Origin of the sequence: Bradyrhizobium forestalis, from assembly GCF_002795245.1 — a bacterium.
Lineage (GTDB): Bacteria > Pseudomonadota > Alphaproteobacteria > Rhizobiales > Xanthobacteraceae > Bradyrhizobium > Bradyrhizobium forestalis.
In genome coordinates, this window is sequence record NZ_PGVG01000092.1 from 1 (window position 1) to 4,024 (window position 4,024).

The window sequence follows — 4,024 nt, forward strand, 5'->3', positions numbered from 1 at the left end:
GTACCCCATCTTGGCAGCGGTCATGTGCGACCGCATCAAAGACCGGACATATGGCCGCAATCGCTTCGATCAGAATATCATTCCGCCTCTTGCCAGCAGGGGGCCGTCCACATATGGGTCCCGGCTCTGCGCTCCGCTTGTCCGGGACACGAGAGCTCACACCGGCTGCGGCGTCCTGATCTCGCGGGGCAAAATGATCGCCGCGGCGATCGCGAGCAGGCAGAGGGCGGCGAAGGCGTGCAGCATGGTGACGAAGCCGCCCTGCTCGTAGAGCCAGGCAACCAGGCCGACGGAGGCGCCGGCGGCGGTGAAGCCGACGAAATAGCGCACCGCATAGGCGCGCGAGCGCCACTCTTCCGTGGTGTACTTGCCGACCATGGCATCGTTCACCGTGACCTGCCCGAACGCGCCCATGACGATGCCGATCGACACCACGATCAGCGGCAGGTTGGACAGGCTCGCGGCCAGATACAGGAACGGCGCCAGCATGAAGGACAGCGGCAGCGCCACCGTCTTCAGCGAATGGCGATCGAGCAGCCGGCCGATCGTGTACTGCGTCATCGCGCCGAACACGTAGACGCACGCGGCGATGACCCCGAGCAGCGCCGGGCTCTTGGTCAGGTCCGCGAGCCGCTCGGCGAACAGCTTTGGCAGCGCCACGGTGACGGCGTTGAACGTCGTCGAGATCGCGATCACCACGATCAGCAGCGACAGGATCACGCGCCACATGTCCTGTTTTGCCACCCGCGCCTGTGCCGCCGCCTGCTTTGAGCCCTTGCGGTCCTCGTGCACGACGCTCATCGCGAAGCCGATGCCGATCAGGACCGTGACCACGCCGGGAACGATGAAGGCAAAGCGCCAGCCGAGATATTGGCCGATCACGCCGGTGACCAAGGCCGACGACGCCACGCCGAGATTGCCCCAGACGCCGTTGATACCCATCTCGCGGCCGAGCCGGTCGGCATAGGACACGATCATGGCGGTGCCGACGGGATGATAGATCGAGGCGAACATGCCGATCGCGAGCAGCGCAGCGCCAAGCTGCACGGGCGTCTGCGCGAAGCCGACCGCGATCATGGAGGCGCCGATGCCGACGAAGAAGATCAGCATCATGTGGCGGCGGCTCCAGCGGTCCCCGAGCCAGCCGGTGAGCAGCGAGCCCGCACCGAAGGCGACGAAACCGGGCGTCGCGTAAGGCAGGAGTTCCGAATAGGCCATGCCGAGCGCCGGGCCCATGATGATGACGGCGGCGGCGAAGATCAGCATCGAATAATGGTCGATGAAATGGCCTGCGTTGACGAAACTGATGACCCGGCTGGGGCTGTTCATACGGAATCCTCTCCTGCTCCGAAATGAGTTATATGTCCTGCCCATGACGGGGTGCCGCCAATGACTGTCTTGGAAACGCCAATCCTCCGGGAGGTCCGGAGCAATCACCGCTCGCCCGCCGGCGTCCACCTGGTCGCCCGCGATTATCCCAGGGGGATGCGGATCGAGCCGCATTTGCACCGCGAGGCGCAGCTGATCTATGCCGCGAAGGGCACGATGCAGGTGACGACGCCCGGCGGACGTTGGCTGGTGCCGCCGGACCGGGCCGTCTGGGTGCCGGCCGGGCTCGAGCACGCCATCGACCTGCTCGCCGACATCGAGATGCGCACGCTGTATTTCGACCTGGCTTGGCTGAAGCGCGAAAAGCGCTATGACGGCCTGACCAGGGAATTCGTGGTGCGGGTGTCGCCGCTGCTCAATCAGGCGATCCTGGCGCTGTTCGACGCGCGCAACACCGAGGAGCGCACCGAGCTGCTGGTGCGCCTCGTCATGCTGGAATTGCACCAGGCCGAAGATTCCGCGACCTTCGTGCCGCTGCCGCATGAACCGCGCTGCCGCCGCGCCGCGATGATCGTGCTCGACGATCCCACCGGCCTGCACGACATCGATACCCTGGCGCGCGAGGTCGGAACCTCGGCGCGCACGCTGTCGCGGCTGTTCTCGAGCGAGACGCAGCTGAGCTTCAAGAGCTGGTGCCAGCGCGCGCGGATCGCGGCTGCGATCCAGCGCCTGTCGACGGATGCCAACGTGTCGGTGAAGCAGCTCGCGACCCAGCTCGGCTATGCCAGCGTGCCGGCGTTCTCGGCCGCGTTCCGCCAGGTGACGGGGCGTACCCCGACGGAGTTTGCCACACACTCGGCGTCATCGCCCGCCTAGTGCGCAATTGCGCACAGGGGCGGGCGATCCAGTATTCCAGAGACGGCGCGGCTAGAACCGAGCAGCCGCGGCGTACTGGATGCCCCGCCTACGCGGGGCATGACAGTGTACCGTGGAGTGCATGGCACCACTAAAGATACGAAACGCCCCTGCTTGATTGTGATCGGCTTCCACCCAAATCCCGTGTAAGCTTCCGCATCGCACAAACCTGACACGAAAGCCCAGATGGCCAACGCCTTCTTCTCCGACCTGCTCGCCACCATCTCCGAGCGCGGCCGCACGCTGCTTCGCCGCGGCGACGCCTCGGGCACCAGACGGGATGCCGATGGACTGCTCGAGCTTTGCGGCGCGCTGCTGTCCGGCCGGGGCGAAGCGTCCGGCACCGCCATGGCGCGCGAGGTGCTCGATCTCTATCGGGAGCTGGATGCGGCGGGACGCCGCGCCTTCTTCGAAGGACTGGTGCACTTTTTCGGCCCCGACCGGGAACGATTGTCCAAGGCGATCGAGCAATGGCGCGCGACGCCGAGCGACGAGGATGCCAGCGCCCTGCACTTCGCCTCCGAGCCGCGGCGGCAGGAGCTGATCCGCCGTCTCAACCGTGCGCCGGGCGGTACCGGCGATCTCGTCAACATGCGCGCCGATCTGCTCGGCATGATGAACGGACACACCGATCTCGCCGCGCTCGACCGCGACGTCTCGCATCTTCTCTCTTCGTGGTTCAACAGGGGGTTTCTCGTGCTGCGCAGGATCGACTGGTCGACCCCGGCCAACATCCTCGAAAAGATCATCCGTTACGAAGCCGTGCACGAGATCTCCGACTGGGACGATCTGCGCCGCCGCATCGATCCCGTCGACCGCCGCTGCTACGCCTTCTTCCATCCCGCGATGGTGGACGAGCCGCTGATCTTCGTCGAGGTGGCGCTGACCGAGACGATTCCCGGCGCGATCGCGCCGCTGCTCGCGGTCGACCGCCAGCACCTTCCCATCGCGAAGGCGCGCACCGCCGTGTTCTATTCGATCTCCAACACCCAGCGCGGCCTTGGCGGCATCTCCTTCGGCAGCTTCCTGATCAAGCAGGTGGTGGAGGAGTTGCGCCGCGAGCTCCCGAAGCTCGACAGCTTCGTGACGCTGTCGCCGGTGCCCGGCTTCATGGCCTGGGTGAAGCAGGACAAGGACCTGCCGCTGTCGGACGAGGACCGCGAGATGCTGAAGCGCCTCGACGATCCCAAATGGTTCGAAAACCCGGAGACGGCAGCGCTGCTGCGCAGTGTGCTGGAGCCGCTTGCCGCCCACTACTTCCTGAGGGCGCGCACGCCAAAAGGCCGGCTGATCGATTCCGTCGCCCGCTTCCATCTCGGCAACGGCGCGCGGCTCGAGCGCATCAACTGGTTAGGGGACCTCTCGCCGAAGGGCATGCGCGAGTCGGCGGGCATCATGGTCAACTACCTCTACCGCCTCGACGACATCGAGAAGAACCACGAGGCCTACGCCAATGACGGCGAGGTGGTGGCGTCGAGCGCGGTGAAGAAGCTGCTGAAGGGCGAGGGACGCCGGCTGCTGGATATGCGGTTGTCGTAAGGGACCGAGATATAGCTGCAAAGACGGCGTCATCGCCCGGCTCGACCGGGCGATCCAGTATTCCAGAGGCCAGCGTCGGAGAACTCGCTTTAGCCACAACCGCCGCGGCGTACTGGGCGAATTCAATCGGTCGTTGCAACACCTTGACAAAGGAGGTTGCGATGACGCGGTCCCAAGGAATTCTGCGAGAGAGTTGTAGGCCGTTCTGGGCTGCGATTGCCGCGGGGCGCTCGAGCGAGGA

3 protein-coding genes are annotated in these 4,024 nt (G+C 65.6%); 2 read left to right on the forward strand and 1 reads right to left on the reverse strand.

Annotated features, from left to right (window positions below; translation table 11 throughout):
• Window positions 1-156: 156 nt before the first annotated feature.
• Window positions 157-1,329, reverse strand: coding sequence for an MFS transporter (locus CVM73_RS38520; protein WP_100236914.1), 1,173 nt, complete (start codon window positions 1,327-1,329; stop codon window positions 157-159).
• 60 nt (window positions 1,330-1,389) lie between these two features.
• Between CVM73_RS38520 and CVM73_RS38525 the strand changes: the two genes are divergently transcribed.
• Both CVM73_RS38525 and CVM73_RS38530 read left to right on the forward strand, forming a co-directional pair.
• Complete coding sequence (locus CVM73_RS38525; protein ID WP_167407306.1) at window positions 1,390-2,205, forward strand: AraC family transcriptional regulator; 816 nt, start codon at window positions 1,390-1,392, stop codon at window positions 2,203-2,205.
• A gap of 225 nt (window positions 2,206-2,430) precedes the next feature.
• Window positions 2,431-3,783 (forward strand): malonyl-CoA decarboxylase, encoded by a 1,353-nt coding sequence (locus tag CVM73_RS38530; protein ID WP_100236916.1) that lies wholly within the window; start codon window positions 2,431-2,433, stop codon window positions 3,781-3,783.
• Window positions 3,784-4,024: the final 241 nt, after the last annotated feature.